This window comes from Pseudomonas sp. FSL R10-2189, assembly GCF_009600325.1.
Taxonomy (GTDB): domain Bacteria; phylum Pseudomonadota; class Gammaproteobacteria; order Pseudomonadales; family Pseudomonadaceae; genus Aquipseudomonas; species Aquipseudomonas helleri.
In genome coordinates, this window is record NZ_WIVZ01000030.1 from 46,290 (window position 1) to 70,301 (window position 24,012).

The 24,012-nt window shown below is 58.2% G+C and carries 26 protein-coding genes; 3 read left to right on the plus strand and 23 right to left on the minus strand.

The window, feature by feature from the left end; translation table 11 throughout:
• Positions 1–14: 14 nt before the first annotated feature.
• The 6 genes from GHO32_RS19585 to GHO32_RS19610 all read right to left on the minus strand — a co-directional run bounded on the left by GHO32_RS19585 (position 15) and on the right by GHO32_RS19610 (position 5,510).
• The gene (locus GHO32_RS19585; RefSeq protein ID WP_048368777.1) at positions 15–1,454 is read right to left on the minus strand and encodes a PLP-dependent aminotransferase family protein; all 1,440 of its coding nucleotides are present in this window, start codon (positions 1,452–1,454) and stop codon (positions 15–17) included.
• 238 nt (positions 1,455–1,692) lie between these two features.
• Complete coding sequence (locus GHO32_RS19590; RefSeq protein ID WP_153335569.1) at positions 1,693–2,508, minus strand: OmpA family protein; 816 nt, start codon at positions 2,506–2,508, stop codon at positions 1,693–1,695.
• On the minus strand, positions 2,505–2,861 hold the full coding sequence (locus GHO32_RS19595) for a DUF4398 domain-containing protein (protein ID WP_048368779.1): 357 nt from the start codon (positions 2,859–2,861) through the stop codon (positions 2,505–2,507). The genes GHO32_RS19590 and GHO32_RS19595 overlap by 4 nt, the downstream gene beginning before the upstream one ends.
• Positions 2,862–2,870: 9 nt before the next feature.
• Positions 2,871–3,689 (minus strand): ABC transporter substrate-binding protein, encoded by an 819-nt coding sequence (locus GHO32_RS19600; protein WP_153335568.1) that lies wholly within the window; start codon positions 3,687–3,689, stop codon positions 2,871–2,873.
• Between the two features lie 139 nt (positions 3,690–3,828).
• Positions 3,829–4,758, minus strand: coding sequence for an electron transfer flavoprotein subunit alpha/FixB family protein (locus tag GHO32_RS19605; RefSeq protein ID WP_153335567.1), 930 nt, complete (start codon positions 4,756–4,758; stop codon positions 3,829–3,831).
• A 2-nt stretch (positions 4,759–4,760) separates the two neighbouring features.
• Positions 4,761–5,510, minus strand: coding sequence for an electron transfer flavoprotein subunit beta/FixA family protein (locus tag GHO32_RS19610; protein WP_048368782.1), 750 nt, complete (start codon positions 5,508–5,510; stop codon positions 4,761–4,763).
• Between the two features lie 525 nt (positions 5,511–6,035).
• On the opposite strand from GHO32_RS19610, the gene GHO32_RS19615 reads away from it, so the two are divergent.
• The gene (locus GHO32_RS19615) at positions 6,036–7,700 is read left to right on the plus strand and encodes an electron transfer flavoprotein-ubiquinone oxidoreductase (protein ID WP_368668368.1); all 1,665 of its coding nucleotides are present in this window, start codon (positions 6,036–6,038) and stop codon (positions 7,698–7,700) included.
• Positions 7,701–7,781: 81 nt separating this feature from the next.
• Here the strand turns inward: GHO32_RS19615 and GHO32_RS19620 are convergent, their stop codons facing one another.
• Positions 7,782–8,675: an AraC family transcriptional regulator gene (locus GHO32_RS19620; protein WP_123750201.1), complete on the minus strand. Its 894-nt coding sequence runs from the start codon at positions 8,673–8,675 to the stop codon at positions 7,782–7,784.
• Positions 8,676–8,854: 179 nt separating this feature from the next.
• On the opposite strand from GHO32_RS19620, the gene GHO32_RS19625 reads away from it, so the two are divergent.
• Complete coding sequence (locus GHO32_RS19625) at positions 8,855–9,919, plus strand: NAD(P)-dependent alcohol dehydrogenase (protein WP_048368785.1); 1,065 nt, start codon at positions 8,855–8,857, stop codon at positions 9,917–9,919.
• Positions 9,920–9,995: 76 nt separating this feature from the next.
• Here the strand turns inward: GHO32_RS19625 and GHO32_RS19630 are convergent, their stop codons facing one another.
• From GHO32_RS19630 to GHO32_RS19705, 16 genes are all read right to left on the minus strand, one after another.
• Positions 9,996–10,562 (minus strand): DUF1285 domain-containing protein, encoded by a 567-nt coding sequence (locus tag GHO32_RS19630; protein ID WP_153335566.1) that lies wholly within the window; start codon positions 10,560–10,562, stop codon positions 9,996–9,998.
• Between the two features lie 15 nt (positions 10,563–10,577).
• Complete coding sequence (locus GHO32_RS19635) at positions 10,578–11,183, minus strand: DUF4823 domain-containing protein (RefSeq protein WP_048389082.1); 606 nt, start codon at positions 11,181–11,183, stop codon at positions 10,578–10,580.
• A gap of 77 nt (positions 11,184–11,260) precedes the next feature.
• Positions 11,261–12,229, minus strand: a complete 969-nt coding sequence (locus tag GHO32_RS19640) for a GTP 3',8-cyclase MoaA (RefSeq protein WP_153335565.1) — start codon at positions 12,227–12,229, stop codon at positions 11,261–11,263.
• A gap of 113 nt (positions 12,230–12,342) precedes the next feature.
• Positions 12,343–12,984 (minus strand): TetR/AcrR family transcriptional regulator, encoded by a 642-nt coding sequence (locus GHO32_RS19645; RefSeq protein ID WP_048368789.1) that lies wholly within the window; start codon positions 12,982–12,984, stop codon positions 12,343–12,345.
• Between the two features lie 413 nt (positions 12,985–13,397).
• Positions 13,398–14,183, minus strand: coding sequence for a TatD family hydrolase (locus GHO32_RS19650; protein WP_153335564.1), 786 nt, complete (start codon positions 14,181–14,183; stop codon positions 13,398–13,400).
• A gap of 32 nt (positions 14,184–14,215) precedes the next feature.
• Positions 14,216–15,202, minus strand: a complete 987-nt coding sequence (locus tag GHO32_RS19655) for a DNA polymerase III subunit delta' (protein ID WP_368668367.1) — start codon at positions 15,200–15,202, stop codon at positions 14,216–14,218.
• Entirely contained in the window at positions 15,195–15,827 is a 633-nt protein-coding gene (gene tmk / locus GHO32_RS19660) for a dTMP kinase (RefSeq protein ID WP_368668366.1), read from the minus strand. The genes GHO32_RS19655 and tmk overlap by 8 nt, the downstream gene beginning before the upstream one ends.
• Positions 15,828–15,849: 22 nt before the next feature.
• Positions 15,850–16,971, minus strand: a complete 1,122-nt coding sequence (gene mltG / locus GHO32_RS19665) for an endolytic transglycosylase MltG (protein WP_368668365.1) — start codon at positions 16,969–16,971, stop codon at positions 15,850–15,852.
• Positions 16,972–16,974: 3 nt separating this feature from the next.
• Positions 16,975–17,793 carry an aminodeoxychorismate lyase gene (gene pabC, locus GHO32_RS19670; protein WP_153335561.1) on the minus strand — a complete coding sequence of 273 codons (819 nt, stop codon included), beginning with the start codon at positions 17,791–17,793 and terminating at the stop codon, positions 16,975–16,977.
• Positions 17,793–19,037 (minus strand): beta-ketoacyl-ACP synthase II, encoded by a 1,245-nt coding sequence (gene fabF, locus GHO32_RS19675; RefSeq protein WP_048373983.1) that lies wholly within the window; start codon positions 19,035–19,037, stop codon positions 17,793–17,795. The genes pabC and fabF overlap by 1 nt, the downstream gene beginning before the upstream one ends.
• A 111-nt stretch (positions 19,038–19,148) precedes the next feature.
• Complete coding sequence (acpP, locus tag GHO32_RS19680) at positions 19,149–19,385, minus strand: acyl carrier protein (RefSeq protein ID WP_007987170.1); 237 nt, start codon at positions 19,383–19,385, stop codon at positions 19,149–19,151.
• Between the two features lie 191 nt (positions 19,386–19,576).
• On the minus strand, positions 19,577–20,320 hold the full coding sequence (gene fabG, locus GHO32_RS19685; RefSeq protein ID WP_048373985.1) for a 3-oxoacyl-ACP reductase FabG: 744 nt from the start codon (positions 20,318–20,320) through the stop codon (positions 19,577–19,579).
• Between the two features lie 22 nt (positions 20,321–20,342).
• Entirely contained in the window at positions 20,343–21,281 is a 939-nt protein-coding gene (gene fabD / locus GHO32_RS19690) for an ACP S-malonyltransferase (RefSeq protein WP_153335559.1), read from the minus strand.
• A 126-nt stretch (positions 21,282–21,407) separates the two neighbouring features.
• The gene (gene plsX, locus GHO32_RS19695) at positions 21,408–22,418 is read right to left on the minus strand and encodes a phosphate acyltransferase PlsX (protein ID WP_153335558.1); all 1,011 of its coding nucleotides are present in this window, start codon (positions 22,416–22,418) and stop codon (positions 21,408–21,410) included.
• Positions 22,419–22,422: 4 nt separating this feature from the next.
• A complete protein-coding gene (gene rpmF, locus GHO32_RS19700) occupies positions 22,423–22,605 on the minus strand; it encodes a 50S ribosomal protein L32 (RefSeq protein WP_008375086.1) in 183 nt (60 codons plus the stop codon).
• A 13-nt stretch (positions 22,606–22,618) separates the two neighbouring features.
• Positions 22,619–23,146 carry a YceD family protein gene (locus GHO32_RS19705; protein ID WP_048373990.1) on the minus strand — a complete coding sequence of 176 codons (528 nt, stop codon included), beginning with the start codon at positions 23,144–23,146 and terminating at the stop codon, positions 22,619–22,621.
• A gap of 105 nt (positions 23,147–23,251) precedes the next feature.
• On the opposite strand from GHO32_RS19705, the gene GHO32_RS19710 reads away from it, so the two are divergent.
• Complete coding sequence (locus GHO32_RS19710) at positions 23,252–23,830, plus strand: nucleoside triphosphate pyrophosphatase (protein WP_153335557.1); 579 nt, start codon at positions 23,252–23,254, stop codon at positions 23,828–23,830.
• Positions 23,831–24,012 lie beyond the last annotated feature (182 nt).

Below are 24,012 nucleotides of genomic sequence, written 5' to 3' on the forward strand. Positions count from 1 at the left end.
CAGCCTGTAGCCTCTTAATAGAGGCCTGCTGTCTCCTGGCACAATTGGTTAGCAAGCATGCCCAACGTCATCAGCGCCCGCTCGGCTTCTTTGTTCCAAGGTGTGCCACAGTTGAGCCGGATGCAGTGATTAAACTGCTCGGTGTTACTGAAAATCAGCCCCGGCGCGATGCTGATGCCCTGCTGCAAAGCACGCACATGCAGCTCTTGGGTGTTCACCCGGCCCGGCAAACTGACCCACAAAATAAACCCGCCACTGGGGCGCGACATCTGCGTGCCTTCCGGGAAATACTGCTGAACGGCCAGTTGGAATGCGCTGAGGTTTTTCCGGTATTCCTGCCGGATGTAGCGTAAATGGCGGTCATAACCGCCGTTTTCAAGGTAAGCCGCCACCCCCATTTGCGTCACGCTGCACGCCGAATGAGTGGTGAACGTTTGCAGACGCTGGATTTCCTGCTGATATTTCCCCGCAATCATCCAGCCGATTCGTACGCCCGGTGACAAGGTTTTAGAGAAACTCGAGCAATAGATCACGCGATCGAGGCGATCGTAGGCTTTCAAGGCTTTGGTGCGCCCCACCTCAAACATCAATTCACCATAGATGTCGTCTTCAACGATCTGGATATCGAAATCTGACGCCAGGCGCAGCAGGTGTTTTTGCCGCTCTTCCGGCATGGTGCCGCCCAGCGGGTTGCTCAAGCGCGTGGTGAGTACCAACGCTTTGATCGACCATTGATTAGCCGCCAATTGCAGGGCTTCAAGGCTCATGCCGGTGGCCGGGTCGCTGGGGATCTCGATGACTTTCAAGCCTAGCAAATCGGCCAGTTGCAACAAGCCGTAATAGGTTGGCGATTCGGCCGCGATCAGGTCACCCGGACGGGTCAGCGCCCGCAATGACATTTGCAAGGCATCCACACAACCGTGGGTGATGATCACCTCCGAAGGGTCGACCACCACGCCAGCATCCCGCATACGGATCGCCACCTGACGGCGCAACGGCTCAAAGCCGGGGCTGAACATGTAGCTAAAAGCACGCGGACTATGAAAACGGGTGACCTTGGCCAATTGCTGGTGCAGCGCGCGCACGGGCAAGTAATCGACACTCGGCACCGCAGCACCCAGCGGAAACACGCCTTCGCGCCGCGACTCGACCAACACCTGCTGAATGATGCTGCTGCGTGTCACCAGACCTGGACGCTCAACACGCGCGATGTCCGGTGTGGGCGCCGTCAGGGCCGGGGTTTGGTGCACGTAATAACCGGATTGCGGACGCGCCCGGATCAAGCCTTGGTCTTCAAGATTGGCGTAGGCCTGCAACACCGTCGCATGGCTCACATTCAGCTGCGAACTCATCTTGCGCACCGAGGGCACACGCTCCCCCGGCTGGTAGACGCCACGCCGGATATCCTCAGCCAGCTGCTGAGCAATACGTTGATAAAGCAAAAGGTTGGTCATGGCGCGGCACTCGATGTTCAGGCATTTTTTTTATAGGAAGCATTTTTGTGATGAACAATACCGGAACAGTTTAGAAGTGTACGGGCACAGTTGCCACTATTCTGAGCCGTACAGTGCAGACCGCGGGTTAACTGTATGGGTGAGCGGCATAGAACCTGTAGGAGCGAGCTTGCCTCGCGACCTTTTGATCGTTTAACAGATCGCGAGACAAGCTCGCTCCTACAAGACGGTGTTGCGCTTAGCGAGCGGCGCCCAACTGGCCTTTTTCGTCAGAGAAGACGATTTCAACCCGACGATTCTGCGCCCGGCCGCGCTCGGTGGCGTTGACGTCCACCGGGTACTGGTCGCCATAACCAGCCACTTGAATGCGCTTTTCGTCGATCCCCAGGTCGACCAGCGTATCGGCAACGGTCTGAGCCCGCGCCAGCGACAGGGTGAGGTTGTCTTCTGTACCACCGGTGTTGTCGGTGTAACCCTCAATGCGCACGATCCGCTTGGGGTTCAGTTGCAGAAACTGCACCAGTTTGAGGACTGTGCGGTTAGCCGAGTTTTTCAAATCCGCTTCGCCGGTATCAAACAACACGTCGCCCAAGGTCATGACCAAACCACGGTCAGTCTGCGTGGTCGCCAAGCTGATGATTTGTTCTTCCAGCCACTTGCCCTGCTGCTGAACACTCAGCAACTTGGCTTCGCGCAAGGCCAGTTGCAGGCGCTGGCGCTCCAGTTCGAGCTTGGCCGCGCGCTCCTCATTGAGCACTTTTTGCGTGTGCTCACGGGCAATTTCGCTATAACGCTGGCTGAGGTAGGCGTAGTGCACCACATCTTCGCCACTGCCCCAGTAGCTGGACAAACGGTCGGCGCGGGCCAGCGATTCACCGGCGCGAATCACGTCTTTAGGCGCGATGCGCAAGACGTTGCTGTCTTCTTTGACCGCCTGGAAATCGCTGTTGGCCTGCTGCAAGGCCTGCTCGCCGCTGTGATGCCCGGCGCAACCGGCCAGGCTGATGCTGCCTAACAACATGGCACTGCTGAACACACTGGACTTAAAGCTCATTGGGCCTCCGCCAGTTGTTTGCGCAAGCGGGTAATGCGGGTGTTGAGCACGTTCAATTGTTCCTGGCTTTTTTGCGTCAGAACCCGCGCCTCGGCCAGGCGAGCATCAAGCTCAGCCTGCTCGGCCTGCAGGCGCGCGTCTTTGTAGGACTCTTCAAGCATATCGGCCTGAGCATGGGCCAGTTTGTCTTCAGCCTGTTTGAGTTCAGGCATATCGTCGGCATTCGCACCGACCGCACGGGCTTGCTCCAAGGCTTGTTCGCTCAAGCGTATTTGTTGATTCGGTGCAGGGTCGTTCGCACACCCCGCCAGAGCCATAACAGCCAGGGCTGCGAAAAGAGGTCGAATCGTCACTAAAAATTCCTACTGTTTTGGGGCGCTGAGCGGTTGCTGCAGTTGCGATTTCCACCGCTCCAGATTGCGTTGCAGAGCGGCCTCGGCCATGCCGGAGGCGGGCAATTCTGTCATCTTTTTGGCGAGCTGTCCGCGCAACCACGGCTCATTGCACGCCGAGTCATGGGAGACCGCCAAAAATAGACCCGGCTGATCAATCGGTTGCGAATGCGCTTGCAAGTCATCAGCGATACCCAGGGTTTGCGCAGTCGCCATGCCGGCATAACGACCGGCCAGCACGTATTCGACCTGGCCCAGCAACAGCTTTTGAAACGCCTGGGTCAGGCTGGGTTGCGGCTTGAGGGTTAGTTGCCGTTGTGCAAAAGCATCAAAAGATTCGGTCAGCCGGGCCTTCTCGGAGAGCGCGCCGGTATGCCCGTGCAAATCGGCCGGCGTTTCGTAGTGCAAGGCCGAGTCTTTGCGCGTCCACACCAGGTAATCGTTACGCACCAGCGGCGGGTGGATGTAATCCAAAGAGTTCAGCCCGGCCAGGGTCAGCGGCGCATCAAGCAGCATGTCCATGCGCCCGGTGCGCACTTCGTCCTGAGCCTGTGAACGCTTGCCGGCATAAAGCACCTCAACCTTGATGCCCAGCTCTTCGGCAGCGTGCTGTAACAGATCAGCGCTGGCCCCAATCAAATGGGTCGGATTGGCGGGGTCGCGCCACAGATACGGCGGCGCATCGGGGCTGCCGGTCACGATCAGGCGCTCGCATTTACCCGCAGCTTCGGACAGCAAAGGTATCAATGCCAACCCCAACAACAACCTGCTTACCTTACGCACATCCATATTCCTACGCTCCACGTGGATCATTCAAACGCATAAAAAAACCCGGTCATTCAGGCTGTTAAGAGAAAGCTGAACACTGAATGCTCTGCCCTTCCTGACAGCCCGGATAACCGGGCTCTTTATAAGTGAAGCGACTGGATTAAACCAGTTTCTCCAGCTCAGGTACTGCTTCGAACAAGTCCGCCACCAGACCGTAATCGGCTACCTGGAAGATCGGCGCTTCTTCGTCCTTGTTGATCGCAACGATCACTTTGGAGTCTTTCATACCGGCCAAGTGCTGAATCGCGCCAGAGATACCAACGGCGATGTACAGCTGCGGCGCAACGATTTTGCCGGTCTGGCCGACCTGCATGTCGTTGGGTACAAAACCTGCGTCAACTGCAGCACGCGAGGCGCCCACAGCAGCGCCCAGCTTGTCGGCCAGAGCGTACAGGTGTTTGAAGTTGTCACCGTTTTGCATGCCGCGACCGCCAGAAACGACGATTTTGGCTGCAGTCAGCTCAGGGCGATCCGACTTGGCCAGCTCTTCGCCAACGAACGACGAAGTGCCTGCATCGTGAACCGCTGCCACTGCTTCAACAGCGGCCGAACCACCTTCAGCAGCAACCGGGTCGAAACCGGTCGCACGCACGGTGATCACTTTGACTGGCGCAGTCGACTGCACGGTCGCAATGGCGTTACCGGCGTAGATTGGGCGAGTGAAGGTGTCAACACTGACCACCGAAACGATCTCGGAGATCTGGTCAACGTCCAGCTGCGCAGCAACGCGCGGCAGAATGTTTTTGCCGTTGGAGGTCGCGGCAGCCAGGATGTGGCTGTAGCCTTTACCCAGCTCAGCCACCAGCGGAGCAACGTTTTCTGGCAGTTGATGCGCGTAAGCGGCGTTATCTGCCACCAGCACTTTAGCCACGCCAGCAATTTTTGCGGCCGCTTCAGCGACTGCGCCAATGCCTTGGCCTGCTACCAGGACGTTGATATCGCCACCGATTTTGGCAGCGGCGGCTACGGTGTTCAGTGTGGCCGGAGCCAGTACTTTGCCGTCGTGTTCTGCGATTACCAAGATAGTCATTGTCAGATTACCTTCGCTTCGTTTTTCAGTTTCTCGACCAGTTCAGCCACCGACTTGACCTTGATGCCCGCGCTGCGTGCAGCCGGTGCTTCAACTTTCACGGTTTTGTTGGTCGAAGCCGTCGAAACGCCCAACGCGTCTGGCGTCAGCACTTCCAGCGGCTTCTTCTTGGCTTTCATGATGTTTGGCAGAGACGCGTAGCGCGGCTCGTTCAAACGCAGGTCGGTGGTGACGATGGCCGGCAGGCTCAGCGAAACAGTTTGCGCGCCGCCGTCGATTTCACGGGTCACAGCAACCTTGTCGCCCGACACTTCTACTTTCGAAGCGAAGGTACCCTGACCGTAACCGGTCAGCGCAGCCAGCATTTGGCCCGTTTGGTTGTTGTCGCTGTCGATGGCCTGTTTACCCAGGATCACCAACTGAGGCTGTTCCTTGTCGACCACAGCCTTGAGCAGCTTGGCCACGGCCAGCGAGGTCAGGTCTTCGGCGGATTCGACGAGGATGGCGCGATCGGCACCCAGAGCCAGCGCGGTGCGCAGTTGCTCTTGAGCGGTAGTCGGGCCGATGGAGACGACGACGATTTCAGTCGCAACGCCTTTTTCTTTCAGGCGTACGGCTTCTTCCACAGCGATTTCGCAGAAGGGGTTCATCGACATCTTGACGTTGGCGAGGTCAACGCCGGAATTGTCCGCCTTGACGCGTACTTTAACGTTGTAATCGACCACTCGTTTGACAGCTACAAGAACCTTCATGGATTCCTCGTTACTCTCCGGTGAAAAGAAAGTCGCCTAGGCGAACCTGGCGGTTGATGCTCATCAGCACAAGGGCACCTCCAAAGATCGTTGCTGTGCCCTTCCCGTGCGACCGTCTGTCAGGTGTGACTACCAAGTCATCCACCAAAAGGACGTGTAAACTCCGCTCAAAAAATGTCAGGCTCCTGCAAGTTTGTGCCTGTGCCCTGTCTTTAGAGGTGCTCTTGAAACCAACAATCAGCCTACGGCGAGCGCAAAACCGCCCGTATCTTGACCGGAACGCCATTTGCGGTCAATACAGCAAATCGGCCACTTTAGAGCCGCGTGTCATTGATTTGTCTGGCTTGCAGCGAATTCAAACAAACGTTTGTATTGGACGCTGCTAGTGGTGTAGATATAATGCGCGCCCATAGAGAGAGCGGCGCCTCATCCATTGCGTCTTCGACTGCCAAGCGAGGGAATAATGGATGAAACGCCAAACCTCCAATTAGAAAACACCGTTGAGCCTTGAGTAGGAGATAGCCTGTGGAACGCGAATACATGGAATTCGACGTGGTCATCGTCGGCGCCGGCCCTGCCGGTTTGTCCGCCGCCTGCCGTCTTAAGCAGAAGGCCGCCGAAGCCGGTAAAGAAATCAGCGTCTGCGTGGTTGAAAAAGGCTCCGAAGTCGGTGCTCACATTCTGTCCGGTGCGGTATTTGAACCTCGCGCCCTGAACGAATTGTTCCCGGACTGGAAAGAACTCGGCGCACCGCTGAACACGCCGGTGACCCGTGATGACATTTATGTACTGCGCAGCGACAGCGCAGCGACAAAAGTACCTGACTTCTTTGTGCCTAAAACCATGCACAACGAAGGCAACTACATTATTTCCCTGGGCAACCTGTGCCGCTGGCTGGCGCAGCAGGCCGAGAACCTGGGCGTAGAAATCTACCCGGGCTTCGCCGCCCAGGAAGTACTGTACGACGAAAACAACGTGGTTCGCGGGATCATCACCGGCGATCTGGGCGTTGACCGCGAAGGCAAGCCGAAAGAAGGCCTGTACACCCCCGGCATGGAACTGCGCGGCAAGTACACCTTGTTCGCAGAAGGCTGCCGCGGCCATTTGGGCAAGCAACTGATCGAACGCTTCAAGCTCGACAGCGACGCCGACAGCCAGCACTACGGCATCGGCCTGAAAGAAATCTGGGAAATCGACCCTGCCAAGCACCAGCCTGGCCTGGTCGTGCACACCGCTGGCTGGCCGCTGGACATCACCAGCAACGAAAACACGGGCGGCTCGTTCCTCTATCACCTGGAAAACAACCAGGTCGTGGTCGGTCTGATCGTCGACCTGTCCTACAGCAACACCTTCCTGTCGCCGTTCGATGAGTTCCAGCGCCTCAAGCACCACCCGGTCCTCAAGCAGTACCTGGAAGGCGGCAAGCGCATCAGCTACGGCGCACGCGCACTGGCTAAAGGCGGCCTGAACTCGCTGCCAAAAATGGTCTTCAACGGTGGCGCACTGATCGGTTGCGATCTGGGCACCATGAACGTGGCCAAGATCAAAGGCAGCCACACCGCCATGAAGTCCGGCATGCTCGCTGCCGACGCCGTGGCCGACTCGCTGTTTGCAGGCTCCGAAGGCGGTGATGCACTTAACACTTACGTTGAGTCTTTCAAAGCCAGCTGGTTGTACGAAGAACTGTTCGCCAGCCGCAACTTCGGCCCGGCGATGCACAAGTTCGGCCCGCTCATGGGCGCGGGCTTCAACTGGGTCGATCAGAACTTCTTCGGTGGCAAGCTGCCGTTCACCCTGCACGACACCAAGCCAGACTATGCTTGCCTGAAGCTGGCCAAAGACTGCAAGAAGATCGACTACCCGAAACCGGACGGCAAACTCAGCTTCGACAAACTCAGCTCGGTCTTCCTCTCCAGCACCAACCACGAAGAAGAACAGCCGTGCCACCTCAAGCTGCGTGACGCGAGCATTCCGATCAACGTTAACCTGCCGCTCTACGACGAACCTGCCCAGCGTTACTGCCCGGCTGGCGTGTATGAAGTGATTACTCAGGAAAGCGGCGAGAAACGTTTCCAGATCAACGCGCAAAACTGCGTTCACTGCAAAACCTGTGACATCAAAGACCCGTCGCAGAACATCACCTGGGTAACCCCGGAAGGTGCCGGCGGCCCGACTTACCCGAACATGTAAGTCCGTAGGAGCGAGCTTGTCTCGCGATCTTTTGAACGCTTAAAAGATCGCGAGGCAAGCTCGCTCCTACAGCCCAAGCTGTCAACACACCGAGCTTTCACACCCCGGGCTGCGCTCAAAATAGCGTTTGTACTCGCGACTGAATTGCGAAGTGCTTTGGTAACCCACCCTCTCGGCCACTTGCGCCACACCCAAGCCTTCATTGCTTAACAGCAACTGCTGCGCCCTCAACAGGCGCAGGCGCTTGAGGTACTGTACCGGCGACAACAACGTGCTGCGCTTGAAGTGCTCATGAAAGGTCGACGCGCTCATATTCGCGCAACGGGCCAAGGTCTCGACGTTGAGCGGCTCGGCAAAATGCTCGTGCAAATGGGTCAGCGAGGCCGCTACCCGGGCAAACTGCCCTTGCTGCTCAACCAATGCCCGCAACACACTGGCTTGAGGCCCGCGCAAGGCGGCAAACAGGACTTCGCGCAAGCGGGCCCGGCCCATGATCCGGCACTCCAGCGGGTCATGCAGGCAGCGCAATAAACGCTCAACCGACTGACGCATTTCATCATCCAGCACCGCCGAGGTCATGGACTCCGGGGTCTGGGCGATGCTGCGCTCAGGATCCAGGCCCATGGCCAGCACCAACTCTCCAAGCACCGCCCGGTCAATGCTGATCGCGACCCCCAGCAGCGGCATCTCTTCAGACGCAAAGGTTTCGCACTCAAACGGCACCGACAAGGCCTGCACCAGGTAATGCCCGGCGCCGTACTCCATGGTCCGGGTGCCCAGATAGGCCACCTTGCTGCCCTGGGCGATGACCATCAGGCTCGGCTCATAGATCTGCGGCATCCGCGCCACGGTGTTGCAGGCCGACACCACGCGCACCTCAGGCATCAGGGTAGGTACAAAGCCCAGGCGGTTGGCCAGCGGTTTGATAAGGGACACCAGCGTGGCGTTCTCATCGCGGTGACGCGTTAAAAGCATGGAAATAATTCACAGCAGTAATAGATCGCCGCATCTTCGCAGAATTGATCAATAAAGCGACAGTTGCTCCGCGAGTTCGGACGAATAGGCATGACACGCGGAGGAATCGTCATAGTCCTGCAAGGTCTGCGGGCGCACACTTGTGCCCTGTTCACAGCTATCGCTATTCGAGGTTTCCCATGTCTAACGTCACTTACAACGCCATCGGCTATGCCGCTCAAACCTCTTCAGCGCCACTTGCTCCGATGCAGTTCAACCGCCGCGCACCGCGCCCGGACGACGTAGCCATCGAAGTCCTGTACTGCGGCGTCTGCCACTCCGACATCCACCAGGCGCGCAACGAGTGGGGCTTTGCGGTGTACCCGGTGATGCCGGGCCACGAGATCGTCGGCAAAGTCACCGCCATCGGCGACAAAGTCACCAAGCACAAAGTCGGCGACCTCGTTGGCGTGGGCTGCATGGTTGACTCGTGCCGTGAGTGCTCGGCCTGTAAAGAAGACCTTGAGCAATACTGCCTGGAAGGCGCAACCATGACCTACTGCACGCCAGACCGGGTCGACGGCACCAACACCATGGGCGGCTACTCAGACAGCATCGTGGTGAGTGAGCACTTTGTCGTGCGCATCCCTGAAAACCTCGACCCGGCCAGCGCTGCTCCGCTACTGTGCGCCGGTATCACCACCTACTCTCCGCTGCAGCACTACGGCGTAGAAGCGGGCGATAAAGTCGGCGTTCTGGGCATGGGCGGCCTGGGCCACATGGGCATCAAGTTCGCCAAGGCCATGGGCGCAGAAGTGACCCTGTTCACCCGCTCGGCGGCCAAAGCTGAAGAAGCCTACAAACAAGGTGCCGACCACGTGATCGTGTCCACCGACCCGGAGCAAATGAAAGCCGCTGCCGACCGCTTCGACTTCCTGCTGGACACCATCCCGGTCCCCCACGATCTTAACCCCTACCTCGAAACCCTGCGTTTTGACGGCGTGCACATCCTCGTGGGCCTGATCGAACCGGTTGACCCGGCACTGGATGCGTTCAACCTGGTGTTCAAGCGTCGCGTACTGGCCGGCTCGTTGATTGGCGGCATTGCTGAAACCCAGGAAATGCTCGACTTCAGCGCAGCCAACGGCATCACCTGCGACATCGAAATGCTCGACATCAAAAACATCAACGAAGCGTTCGAGCGCGTGGTGAAAGGCGACGTCAAATATCGCTTTGTGATCGACATGAAAACGCTGAAGGCCTAACCACCGCCCCCTTGTAGGAGCGAGCTTGTCTCGCGATCTTTTGATCGTTAAATGATCGCGAGGCAAGGACTGGGGTTTAGTCCGGCTCCGGGCCGATGACGAAGAATTCGCCGCTGCTCCACACACCCAGCCAGTTCTGGCCGTCGAGGGTGCGTGACTCGGCCAATTCGACCAGTTGGTAGAACACATTGCGATGGATCAACGCTTCCAGGTTGCGCCGCACCAGCAGGTAAGGCGCGGGTTCTTGTGTCTCGGGGTTGATCTCGATGCGCAACGGGTGTTCTTTGTCAGCCGTGATCGGCTCATCCACGTTGGTGGTAAAGCGCAGCACTTGCTGCTCGCCCTGCCCTTCTACTTCCAGAGTGACCGCGACAAATGGCGCGTCCTCGACGGTGATGCCCACTTTTTCTGCAGGTGTGATTAAAAAGTAGTCATCGCCATCACGGCGAATAATGGTCGAGAACAGTTTGACCATTGGCTTGCGCCCAATCGGCGAGCCCATGTAGTACCAAGTGCCATCACGGGCGATGCGCATGTCGATATCGCCACAAAAAGCCGTGTCCCACAGATGAACCGGTGGCAGCCCCTTGTCGGCCTTGGGGATTTGCGCCAACAGGTTACTGACGTCTTCCGGCTCACTCATGCTGCTCTCCTCGACTTATTGATCGCTCAAGCCTATCAAGCTGCGCGCGTATTTAGCCAGCGGCGGGCCGATCAGGTCTTCGGGCTTGTTGTCGTGGAACGTCAGCAAGCCGCCACGGCTGCGGATGGTCGCAGTGTCGATCAGGTACTGAGTGCTGGTTTCAATCAACATGACCTGGATCACGCCGCTGTCGACACCCAGACGGCTGATTTCTTCCTGATCAAGCCATTCGTCGCTGTTGCCAATACGGTCGTCCGCTCGCGCGAAACGGGTGTACAGCAGGTAGTGCGCACCAAAGCCGCGGGCTTCGGCCATGGCGGCGTCCAGCCCTTCCGGTGCTTTGGCCCGGCGCACCATGGGGAAGTATTCAACAAAGCCGTTAAAGGCTTCTTCGGCCACCACGTTGGGCCGCACGTACGGGTCGCCCACAGGCGCAAAAGCCCCTTGGGCGATGTAGATAAAGGAGTCTGGCTGAATGCGCAGCGAGTTGCTGCGGCGCGTATTGCTGTGATCGAGCAACCCGGCGTCGCTCATCTGATAACGCACGCCCTCGCCCATGTCACTGACCGTCATACAGCCGCTCAGCGCCAAAACAGCCAGCCCCCCAACCAGACTACGCATTCTATTCTCCCGATGGCCGGCGACAGAAAACCGGCGAATAGTCGCGTAATGCAGTTTGCGCGCCAGTTTGATTAACTTCAGCCGCCGATAATCTTCATTACCGTAGCGCCACCCGAGAAGGCGATGTCCTGCTTGTCGCCCAGAGCTTTCATCAGCAGGCCTTGCAGCGCTGGCAAGGCTTCGTGGCGCGGCTTGTTGAGCAAGTCACCTACATAGTGACGATTGCTCGACGACAAACAGCCATGCAGCCAGCCCGTCGACGACAGGCGTAAACGCGAGCAGGTTCGACAGAACGGCACGCTTTCGTTGGCGATGACGCCAAAATAGCCGTGATCCGGGATGTGATAGCGCACTGCCGTGGCATCCATGGGCGCGTCGGCTTGCAGATATTCGTAATGTTCGCCGATCAACGTGAGCAATTGCTGCAGACTGACGAACTGCTGCAAAAACCCGTTGCCGTCACTGGCCAAGTGGCCCATGCGCATGAGTTCGATATAACGCAGCTCGTATCCTTGCTCAAGGCAGTAGTCCAGCAAGGGCATGACTTGATCAAGGTTTTGACCGCGCAGCGGCACCATATTGACCTTGATGTTCATGCCGGCGGCACGGGCTTGCCGCATCCCGTCGAGCACCGTCGGCAAATCGCCGCCACGGGCAATTCGGCGGAACGCCACTGGGTCGAGGGTATCCAGGGAAACGTTGAGTCGACGAATGCCAGCGTTGAGCAGTAACGGCAATTTACGCGCAAGCAACTGGCCGTTTGTGGTCAGGCTGATATCACTCAAACCCAACTGGCCAACTTCACGCATAAAGGTTTCAAGCTTGGGACTGACCAACGGCTCGCCGCCGGTGATGCGCAAGCGTTCAATCCCGGCCGCTTCAATCAGGTAAGTGACCCCACGCACCATGGCTTCGGCCGACAGCTCGTCCTGCGCCGCGACCAGCCGCTTGCCGTTCGGCACACAGTAAGTGCAGGCGTAGTTACAGGCAGAGGTCAGACTGATACGCAAATTGCGAAAGCGTCTGCCTTGGCGGTCAACAATCATGGAGGGCTCCGGCGCGAGGAATAAGGGCCACAGCAGAACAGGACTTACGCGTCATGTTCTGCTACGCCCCAAGCCCGAGTATAGACCTCACGGCATTCGGCCATGTCAGCAAATTACTCGACCGCAGGCGTGTCCGTGTCACGTTTGCGCTTGTTGCCCATGCGCACGCCGATGTCCATCAGGAACTGGAAAAAGCCTTCCTGATCTTCCAGCACATTGCTCCAGAACGGCGAGTGATACAGCGCCACGGCGCCGTGCACCAACGCCCAGGCCGCGCAATAGTGGAAGTAAGGCGGGACGTCTTCGAGCTTGCCTTCGCTGATCCGGCCTTTGATCAACAGGGTCAGGTGTTCAAAGTTGGACGCGCGAATTTTGTGCAGCTCTTCAACCAGCTCAGGCACCTGGTTGCCTTTGACGACCTTTTCTTCCAGGCGATCAAACAGCCGATAGCGCTGAGGATCGCGCATGCGAAATTCAAAGTAGGCACGGGACAGCGCCTCTTTGTCTTTGTCCACATCTGCGGAGTGCAGCAACGTGTTCAAGTCACGCTCGTAGTCGAGCATCAGCCGCAGATAGATCTCGGCCTTGGACTTGAAGTGCTTGTAGATCGTGCCTTTGCCAATACCCACGGCATCAGCAATCATCTCGACGGTGACGCTGTCTTCACCTTGTTCGAGGAACAGCTTGAGCGCGGTATCGAGAATTTCTTGCTCGCGGCGACGAAACTCACGGACCTTACGGGGTTCTTTGTGCATAAGAAAAGGTCTGTAGGGGTCAAAATAGAAGCGGAGTATTATGCATTAGTCACGCTAAATTGCACGGACCATCCTACCGCTGGATGTTTACAGCTGAACACAGAGCCACAAAAGCGTACTCAAACGAATTGCGAGTATTCCAAATCTGTTTAAAAAACGACCAATGCGTCACTGGACGTTCGACAAAGCTGACCAATACTTACCTTGTCGGCGTTACATCCCCCCAAATGCCACGCCGACATTTGAGGCAGCACTGGATGTGCACCTCTGTTTTACTCCTAATGGTCTTAACCCGGATTCCCCAGAGTCCGGGTTTTTTTTGCCTTTATTTGTAGGAGCGAGCTTGCCTCGCGATCTTTTGATTTTCCAAAAGATCGCGAGGCAAGCTCGCTCCTACAGGGGTATCGGCAGGTTTAAGCTTTAACGCGGGCCAGCGGGAACAGGCGTTTGAAGTTTTCGGTGGTCTGCTCGGCGAAGCGCTCGTAGGACTCACCGCGCAACATGGCCAGAAACTCAGCCACTTCACGCACGTATTGCGGCAGGTTCGGCTTGCCGCGATGGGGGATCGGCGCCAGGTAAGGCGAGTCGGTTTCGACCAGCAAGCGATCCGCTGGCACCTTGCTGGCAACATCGCGCAACGCATCGGCGTTGCGAAAGGTCACAATCCCCGACAACGAGATGTAATAACCCATGTCCAATGCCGCCTTGGCCATGTCCCAGTCTTCAGTGAAGCAGTGCAGCACACCTGCCTGGGGCAGTGCCGCCTCGCGCAGCATGGCCAGGGTGTCAGCGCGGGCGCCACGGGTGTGGATCACCACCGGCTTGCCGGTCTGCTGCGCCGCTTCCAGATGAACCCGAAACGACAGCTGTTGCAGCTCGGCCGCTTCAGGTTCGTAGTGGTAGTCCAGACCGGTTTCACCAATCGCCACCACCTGCGGGTGGTTCAATTCGCTCAGCAGCCAGCCCAATGCAGGCGCCGCCCCCGGCTGCACGTCCAGCGGGTGCACGCCCACCGAGCAATCCACATCGGCATAACGCTCGGTCAGGGCTTTGACGTCTGCGGCGTTGTCGGCGCTCACGCCAATGCACAGGAAGTGCCCGACGCCCCGCTGGCGTGCAGCCTCAAGGGCGGCGTCCAGCGAACCGTCGTGAGCGTTCAGGTCAAGACGATCGAGGTGGCAATGGGAGTCAACCAACATACAAAAATTACCTGCTCATCAAATCAATCAAATCAGCGCTGGCCGGGCAGGCTTGCCCATTGCACCAGTAAGGCTTCCAGCAACAACACACGGTTGAGGTTGGCCTTGCCCAATACTTTTTGGCGCTGGGCAAGGATCCAGTCCTGAATAGCCAAGACTTTGTCCTGCGGGGTTTTCTGCGCCAGGTATTGCAACACTTTGCGCATGTCTTCCAGCCCCAGGCCAGTTTCGTCCTCGGTCAACTGGTAACGCAAGATCAGGCTCGACCAATCGCAAAACCAGTCAAACAACAACAGCAAAGGAATGGCATTCCAGCCTTCAGCCAATTGGGTGGCCGAGGCTTCACGCTTGAGCAGCTTTTTGACCCCGTCCACGACCGCAGCCCGTTGCTCACGCACACCTTGCGCCTGCAACTTGACCGCCGCCAACGGCGAACCCGCGGCCAACGTTAACAGCTGCGCCCGCTCATCACTGCTGCATTCAGGCAAGGCGCCAGCCAGCCACTGCTCGCTCATGGCGGCGCTGGGCAATGGGCAGGCTTGCTGCACGCAGCGGCTGCGAATGGTCGGCAACAAACGGCTCGACTGGTGGCTGACCAACAGCAAAACCGTATTGCCGGACGGCTCTTCAAGGCTTTTGAGCAGCGCGTTGGCCGCATTGATATTCATGGCCTCGACCGGCTCAACCAGCACCACCTTGCGCCCGCCCAGTTGCGCGGTTTGCACCACAAAGCTAACCAGATCACGCACCTGGTCGACCTTGATTGGCTTGTCGGCTTCTTCAGGCTCAAGGTTGTAGTTGTCGGGGTGGCTACCAGCTGCCAGCAACAAGCAGGATTTGCACTGGCCGCAGGCATCAAGCCCGACAGGCGACTGGCACAGCAGGCGCGCCATGAGGCGTTCAGCCAGCGCCCGCTTGCCGATGCCCGCGGGCCCGTGCAGCAAATACGCGTGGGCATGCTGTTCACGCCCCGCCAGTTGCTGCCACAGGCTGTCCTGCCATGGATAAGCCTCAGCCACGGCACACATCCAAAACGTGCGGCAATAAGCGATCTAGTTGCCCCTGCACATTGTCCAGTGATTGTGCGGCATCGATCAGGCGGTAGCGCTCAGGCGCGGCCTTTGCACGGGCAAGGTAGGTGCTGCGCACCGCATCAAAAAAGGTGCGGCCTTCCTGTTCGAAGCGATCCAGCCGACCCCGGGCGCTGGCGCGGGCCATGCCCACTTCAATCGGCAGGTCAAAGACCAGGGTCAGGTCCGGGCGCAAAGTGCCTTGAACGAAGGCTTCCAGGGTCGCAATGCGCTCCTGTGACAAACCACGGCCGCCGCCCTGATACGCGTAAGTGGCATCGGTAAAGCGATCGCACAGCACCACGGCGCCCCGCGCCAGTGCCGGGCGAATCACTTCGGCCAAATGCTGGGCACGGGCGGCAAACACCAGCAGCAGCTCAGTGTCGGCACACATGGCTTCATCGCTGGGCGCCAGCAACAACTCGCGAATCTTTTCAGCCAGCGGTGTGCCGCCGGGTTCGCGGGTCAAAACCACATCGATACCCGCTTCGCGCAAACGCTCAGCCAGATACTCGCGGTTAGTGCTCTTGCCCGCGCCTTCGGGGCCTTCCAGGGTAATAAACAGGCCAGTCACAGGCAGCTTTCCTTAATCAATGTCATTGCGGGCTTGGCGCTGGTTGCTCAGCGGGTGCCGGTTCGACGGCAGGCGCCGGGTCAGTGGCCGGTTCTGCCGCAGGCGCCGGCACGGGTGCAGGGCTTGAACGGTAGTCAGTACGGCGTTTGATCTGGTATTCGCGCACTGCGTTGTTGTGCGCATCCAGCGTGTCAGAAAACGTGTGGCTGCCATCGCCCTTGGCCACAAAGTACAGGCTGCTGCCCGCCACCGGATGCAAGGCCGCATTAATCGCTTCGCGCCCGACCATGGCAATCGGTGTCGGCGGCATGCCGGGAATCGTGTAGGTGTTATACGGCGTCGGCTCGCGCAAGTGGGCGCGGGTCAGTTTGCCGTTGTAACGCTCACCGAGGCCATAGATCACGGTCGGGTCGGTTTGCAGCGGCATGCCGATTTTCATTCGGCGCACAAAGACCCCGGCAATTTGCCCGCGCTCTTGCGGCACACCGGTTTCTTTTTCAATCAGCGAGGCCATGATCAGCGCTTTGTAAGGATCGTCATAGGGCAAGTCGGCGTCGCGTTTTTCCCACTCCTGTGCCAAGACTTTTTCGAGGCGGTCGTAGGCTTTTTGGAGCAACTGAGCGTCCGTCATGCCGCGCACAAAGCGATAGGTGTCCGGGAAGAACCGGCCTTCGGGGAATTCCCCCGGATGCCCGAGCTTGGCCATGACTTCGCTGTCGCTCAGGCCGTCGAGGGTCTGCTCGATTTTTTCATGCTTGGCCAGGGCGCTGCGTACTTGGCGAAAATTCCAGCCTTCGACCAGGGTCAGGCTGTATTGCACCACTTCGCCCCGCTGCCACAGACCAATCAGGTCTTGCGCGGTCATGCCCGGCGTCATGCGGTACTCGCCGCTGTGCAAAGGCTGGCCCGCCATGTTGAAGCGCCAGTACAAACGCAGCCAGAACGCATCCTCCAGCGTTTTGTCCGCTTCAAGCCGGTTAAAGGTGCCGGTCGGGGTAGCGCCCGCCGGTACGTCAAGCAGTTGCTCTTGCGTCAGGTTCAGTGGCTGTTCCAGCGCCGAGTCGAGCTTCCAGGCGCTTGCGCCCAGCAGCAAGCCCGCCAGCACCAGACCCATCTCCAGCAGCACCAAGAATTTGCGTTTCACGTATCAAACATCCAGTAAGGTGCGAGCAATGCCTTGCAGTTTACGGGTGAGCGGCCCCACCGGCCAGCTCAGGTCTGCAAACGCGCGCACGGGCCAAATGCCATACACGCTGTTGCAGAGGAAGACTTCATCGGCCTGCCGCAACTGGGCAAGGCTGATGTCAGTGATTTGGCACGGGATGGCCAGTTGTTCGGCGTGCGCCAACAAAGCGGCACGCATCACGCCGGCCACACCGCAACGCTGCAGGTCGGCGGTGATCAAGCCGCCGTCGCGGACTAAAAACAGGTTGCTAAACACCCCTTCAATCACTCGCCCCGACGTATCGCGCATCAACCCCTCGGCGTAGGCCGGGTCTTGCCATTCGGAGCGCGCAATCACCTGTTCGAGGCGATTAAGGTGTTTGAGCCCCGCCAACAGCGGCTGCTCAGCTAAACGGGTGGCGCAGTCAAACAGCTGAACCCCGTGAGTCCCATAGGCCTCAGGGTAGGCAGCGGCAGGGCTGGCTTGCAGAATTCGTCGAGGTTGAGCCTCGGCAGTGAAGCTGTAACCGCGCAGGCTGTCGCCGCGGGTCAGGATGAGTTTGAGGACGCCCTCGCCCATCGCTTGCGCATAGGCCAGCAATTCGCTGCGGATCAAAGTGTGATCCGCAGCCATCGCCAAACGGGAACAGCCATGCGCCAGACGCTGCAAGTGCAGGTCCAGCAGCAACGGCTGGCCAGCCTTGACCGCGATGGTCTCAAACAGACCATCGCCGTAGGCCAGCCCACGGTCTTTCAGCGACGCCAGGGCGCTCGCCGGCTGACCGTCGACCCAGCTTTGCATCAGTCGGCGTACCGGCGGAACACCAGCGAGCCGTTGGTGCCACCAAAACCGAAGGAGTTGGACAGCACGACGTCGATCGGCATTTCGCGCGCGGTGTGCGCGACAAAGTCCAGGTCGCAGCCTTCATCAGGCTCGTCGAGGTTGATGGTCGGCGGCGCCACCTGGCTGTTGATCGCCAGAACGCTGAAGATCGCTTCAACTGCGCCTGCCGCACCCAGCAAGTGACCGGTCATCGATTTGGTCGAGCTCACCGCCAGCTTGTAGGCGTGATCGCCAAACACCGACTTGATGGCCGACACTTCTGCCAGGTCGCCTGCAGGCGTCGAGGTGCCGTGGGCGTTGATGTACTGAACCTGGTCAACGTTCACGTTGGCATCGCGCAAGGCATTGGTGATGCAACGCGCAGCGCCCGCACCGTCAGCCGGTGGCGAGGTCATGTGGAACGCATCGCCGCTCATGCCAAAACCAATCAGTTCGGCATAGATGGTCGCGCCACGCGCCTTGGCGTGCTCCAGCTCTTCGAGGACCAGCGCACCGGCACCGTCAGACAATACAAAGCCATCACGGCCTTTGTCCCACGGACGGCTCGCCCGCGTCGGGTCGTCATTACGGGTCGACAGCGCACGGGAGGCACCAAAGCCGCCCATGCCCAGACCGCAGGCGGCCATTTCGGCACCACCGGCAATCATCACGTCAGCTTCGCCGTAGGCAATGTTGCGTGCAGCCATGCCGATGCAGTGTGTACCTGTGGTACACGCCGTCGACACAGCGTAGTTAGGTCCCTGTGTACCCAAGTGGATAGACAGAAAACCGGAAATCATATTGATGATCGAACCCGGCACAAAAAACGGAGAAATCCGTCGCGGGCCTTGATCATGCAAGGTACGGCTGGTTTCTTCGATATTGGTCAAACCGCCAATACCCGACCCCATCGCCACACCAATACGTTCGCGATTGGCATCGGTGACTTCAAGCCCGGCGTTACGCACCGCCTGAAAGCCAGCTGCCAAACCGTACTGAATAAACAGGTCAAGTTTGCGGGCCTCTTTGACGGAGAGGTAATCCTCAACGTTAAAGCCCTGTACCGAGCCGCCAAAACGGGTGGAATAGGCAGAAAGATCCGTGTGTTCGATCAGACCAATGCCACTTCGGCCTGCCAGAATGCCTTGCCAGGTGCTTGGTACATCTGCACCCAGTGGCGACAACATCCCCATACCGGTGACTACGACGCGTCTACGCGACACAGCACTCTCCTTTATTCTATTGACGACACTTTGCATCACACCTAAAGAAAAAACCGCACGCCAGAGCGGCAGTGCGGTTTTTCCATGACAGCGCGCAGCGATTACAAACTATTACGCCTGGTGGGCAGTAACGTAATCGATAGCGGCTTGTACAGTAGTGATCTTTTCAGCTTCTTCGTCAGGAATCTCAGTCTCGAATTCCTCTTCCAGAGCCATCACAAGCTCAACGGTGTCAAGGGAGTCGGCGCCCAGGTCTTCAACGAAGGAAGCAGTGTTAACCACTTCTTCTTCTTTAACGCCCAGTTGCTCGGCAACGATTTTCTTGACGCGTTCTTCGATGGTGCTCATACCTTGTTTTCACTCCTAATGGACAAATTCAGGCAGCTGGCCAGTGGGCAAGTGTATCGAAAGGCTTTTCAGTTTTTCAACTGAAAGCTTTGTACTTACCCATCATTCACCGGCTACCTATAAATAGATTGCAGCTTTATAACGGATTTTAGACAGCTCGTATGACATTTTTTTGAAGCAATCCGTCACATTTAACTCATGTACATCCCGCCGTTGACCGGAATTGTAGCTCCAGTCACGTAGGCTGCACCGTCAGAAGCCAGGAAAGCGACCACATTTGCGATCTCTTGAGCCTGGCCCAAACGGCCCAGCGGAATCTGCGTCAGCAAGGCTTCGCGCTGTGCTTCTGGCAGTTCACGGGTCATATCGGTGTCGATGAACCCTGGTGCTACCGAGTTGACAGTGATCGAGCGCGAGCCCACTTCACGTGCCAATGCACGGCTAAAACCTTCAAGGCCTGCCTTGGCGGCGGCATAGTTTACTTGGCCTGCGTTGCCCATGGCACCCACAACCGAACCAATACTGATAATTCGTCCCCAACGGGCCTTGGTCATGCCGCGCAAAACGCCCTTGGACAAGCGGAACAGACTGTTCAGGTTGGTATCGACAACATCATGCCACTCGTCATCTTTCATGCGCATCATCAGGTTATCGCGGGTGATGCCGGCATTATTGACCAAAATGGCCGGCGCCCCGAATTGCTCCTGAATGCTCGCCAACACTGCAGCAACGGATTCGTCGCTGGTGACATTGAGTTCCATGCCAGTGCCTTGCACACCGTTTTCTTTCAGGGTGGCAGCAATACGCTCGGCACCGGAAGCCGAAGTCGCGGTGCCGATGACCACGGCGCCCTGACGACCCAACTCCAACGCGATAGCCTGACCAATGCCACGGCTAGCGCCCGTTACCAGTGCAACTTTACCTTGCAAGCTCATGCAGGCTTCTCCTAATTCAGATTCAGACCAGCGCTGCACGAGCGGCAGCGAAGGCATCCGGGGTGTTCAAATTGTGCGTCGTCACGCCTTCAGCGCAACGTTTGCTGATGCCCACCAGGACTTTGCCCGGTCCGCATTCAACCAAATCAACCGGGCCGTTGGCCGCCAGTGTCTGAACCGACTCAACCCAGCGCACCGGCTTGTACAGCTGCTCAAGCAAATCGCGTTTGAGGGTGGCCAGATCCGGGGCGATCGCCGCGCTGACGTTTTGTACCAGCTTGATCTGCGGCGCTTGCCAGTCGATCGCTTCGATAGACTCGGCAAAACGCTCAGCCGCAGGTCGCATCAGCTCGCAGTGCGAAGGCACGCTCACCGGCAACGGCAAGGCGCGCTTGGCGCCAGCGGCTTTGCACAGCTCCATGGCACGCTCAACAGCCGCTTTGGCACCGGCGATAACCACCTGGCCCGGCGAGTTGAAATTCACCGCGCTGACCACTTCGCCCTGCGCCGCTTCAGCACACGCATTGATCACCACAGCGTCGTCCAGCCCCAGAATCGCCGCCATGGCGCCCTGACCGGCCGGTACGGCTTCTTGCATCAGGCGACCACGGCGCTCAACCAGCTTCACAGCATCCGCGAGGCTCAGACAGCCCGCCGCCACCAGTGCGCTGTACTCGCCCAGGCTATGGCCTGCAACAAAGTCAGGACGCTTGCCACCTTCAGCCAGCCACAGACGCCACAAGGCGATAGAGGCCGTCAGGATTGCAGGCTGAGTAATGTCGGTTTGGTTGAGCTGTTCGGCAGGACCGTTCTGGGTCAACGCCCACAGGTCATACCCTAGAGCGTCAGACGCTTCTTTAAATGTTTCCAGGACCAGCGGATGTGCCGCGCCCAGCTCGGCCAACATGCCGAGGGACTGCGAACCCTGCCCTGGAAAGACGAATGCGAGGGATGTAGACATGTAACAAGCCCCTAATGATCTTGTCGTCGGTGAATTGACGTCGCGCAGTGGCAGACGCAAGAAACTGACAGTTGGATGGCTGTTTCGACTGAGCGGTCACATTTAAGCACTCGCCCAACAAAACGCCTACGGTAACAACCCTTCAAGACGTCCATGCAAACGCTTTGGCAGGTCTTCATGGATTTCAATCAATGCGCGCTCTATCGCACTTTGAAAGCCCTGAGCACCTGCCGAACCGTGACTCTTGATCACAATGCCCTGCAACCCCAAAAAGCTCGCCCCGTTATGCCGGGCGGGCGCCAGATCGGCTTGCAGGCGACGCATCAACGGCAATGCCAACGCCCCCACAAAGCGACTGAACAACGTGCGCTTGAACACCGCCTCTAGCCGACTCGAAATCATCGTCGCCAGGCCTTCGCTGGACTTGAGCAATATGTTGCCGACAAATCCATCACACACCACCACATCCGCCTCACCGCGATACACCCCATCGCCCTCTACATAACCGATGTAGTGCAACCCCGAGGCCGCCTGCAACAAAGCCGCTGCCTCCTTGACCTGCTGATTGCCCTTGACGTCTTCAGTACCAATATTGAGCAAGGCAACGCGGGGCCGGCTAATGCCCAACGCCTGCGCCGCCACCGAACCCATCAGCGCAAACTGAAACAACTGCTCAGCGGTGCAATCGACATTGGCCCCCAGATCCAGTACCTGGCAATAGCCGGTCTGGGTAGGAACTGCCGCTACCATCGCCGGGCGATCAATGCCAGGCAAGGTCTTGAGCACATGCCGGGACAACGCCATCAGCGCACCGGTATTGCCGGAACTCACACACGCCTGGACCTTGCCATCACGTAACAACTCCAGAGCCACCCGCATCGAGGAGTCCGGCTTGCTGCGCAACGCATGCGAAGGCCGCTCACTCATGGAGATCACTTCAGAGGCTGGGGTAATAGTCAGGCGCGAGCGATCCACAGCCGAATGGCTACTGATCAATTCTTCAAGCAGGGAGGGTTGACCAACGAGGGTCAGATGCAGCGAGGGCGTAGCAGACAGGCAAGCAATGCAGGCCTGAACAATGCTGCGGGGACCGAAGTCCCCGCCCATTGCGTCGATCGCGATGACCTGAACGGACAAGTGATTACTCGTCAGCGCCCTTGTCGATCACTTTACGACCACGGTATACGCCTTCTGGCGATACGTGGTGACGCAGGTGAACTTCACCAGTGGTTTTTTCTACAGACAGAGTGCTAGCCGAAAGAGCATCGTGCGAACGACGCATGTCACGGGCAGAGCGGGATTTTTTGTTCTGCTGAACAGCCATAATTGATTAACTCCTAAACGTTTGGGTCACGCTTTAACTGCGCCAATACACTGAACGGGTTGGACCGCGTTACCTCGTCCTCGGCTGGTTCGGGCTCGTCGAGACCCGCCGGCTGCTGGCATTCTTCCGGATGATGAGCAGGCACGATAGGCAAGGCGAGCAGAAGCTCTTCTTCTATCAATGCATGCAGATCCAAAGGATCTTCGCCCAGTTCCAGCACGTCATAACCTTTCGGTAACGACTGGGTATTCGCACCCTCCTTCACCACGGCATAACTGCATTCGCTGTGGATCGGCAGGGTGACCAGCTCAAGACAACGCTGGCAAACCATTTTGACCTCGACATCGATGGAGCTGTGAATTACCACAGATCTTCGCTCGTCGCGCTCAAAAACAAATTTAGCCTGGACCACACCGACATCGTCGGCGAGAGGGTCGCAGAGTCTCTCCAAATCAGCCAGCAGCACTTCACCTTCAAGGGTAGTGCCGCGATCAGCTAATTTGCGCGGGTCAACGTGAGATGGAATCGGGTCATTCAACATAGGCGCAGCATTCTAGGGACGAGCCCCTCACGTGTCAAAGGAAATTGTGCCTGTGCGACAACCGATACTCTCGCTAGAATTCCTGGCCGCCTACAGGAGTCGCGCATGTTACCTCTATTACTCGCTTCAAGCTCGGTTTATCGTCGCGATTTACTGTCGCGCCTGCGCCTGCCCTTCACCTGCAGCTCACCCGACATCGACGAGAGCCATCGCCCCGGCGAGTCTGCTCTTGAGCTGGTCCAGCGCCTATCCCTGGAAAAGGCCCAGGCCCTTGCCGCCAGCCATCCGGCGCACCTGATTATCGGCTCTGATCAAGTCGCGGTACTCAACGGCCTGATCATCGGCAAACCTCACACCTTCGACAAGGCTCGCCAGCAACTGCTGAACGCCAGCGGCGCCAGCGTGAGCTTTCTGACCGGCCTGACCCTGCTCAACAGCCAGACCGGGCATTACCAGACCGACTGCGTACCGTTTACCGTGCACATGCGCCACTTGAACGCCGAACAGATAGAACGCTACCTGCACGCCGAAGAACCCTACGACTGCGCCGGCAGCTTTAAAGCCGAAGGCCTGGGCGTGAGCCTGTTCCAGCGCACCGAAGGCGATGACGCCACCAGCCTGGTGGGGCTGCCATTGATACGCTTGGTCGACATGCTGCTGGCGCAAGGCGTCGTCCTACCTTGACCAACTGAAACTGTAGGAGCGAGCTTGCCTCGCGATCTTTTAAAAGATCGCGACGCAAGCTCGCTCCTACCGACCGATTTTCAGCCATAAAAAAACCGGCCATTCAGGCTAATGCCAGTCAGTTAAGACTGACTCATTGACCTTTAGCCCGCAGGCCGCAAAATCCGATGCTTGGAAACGAG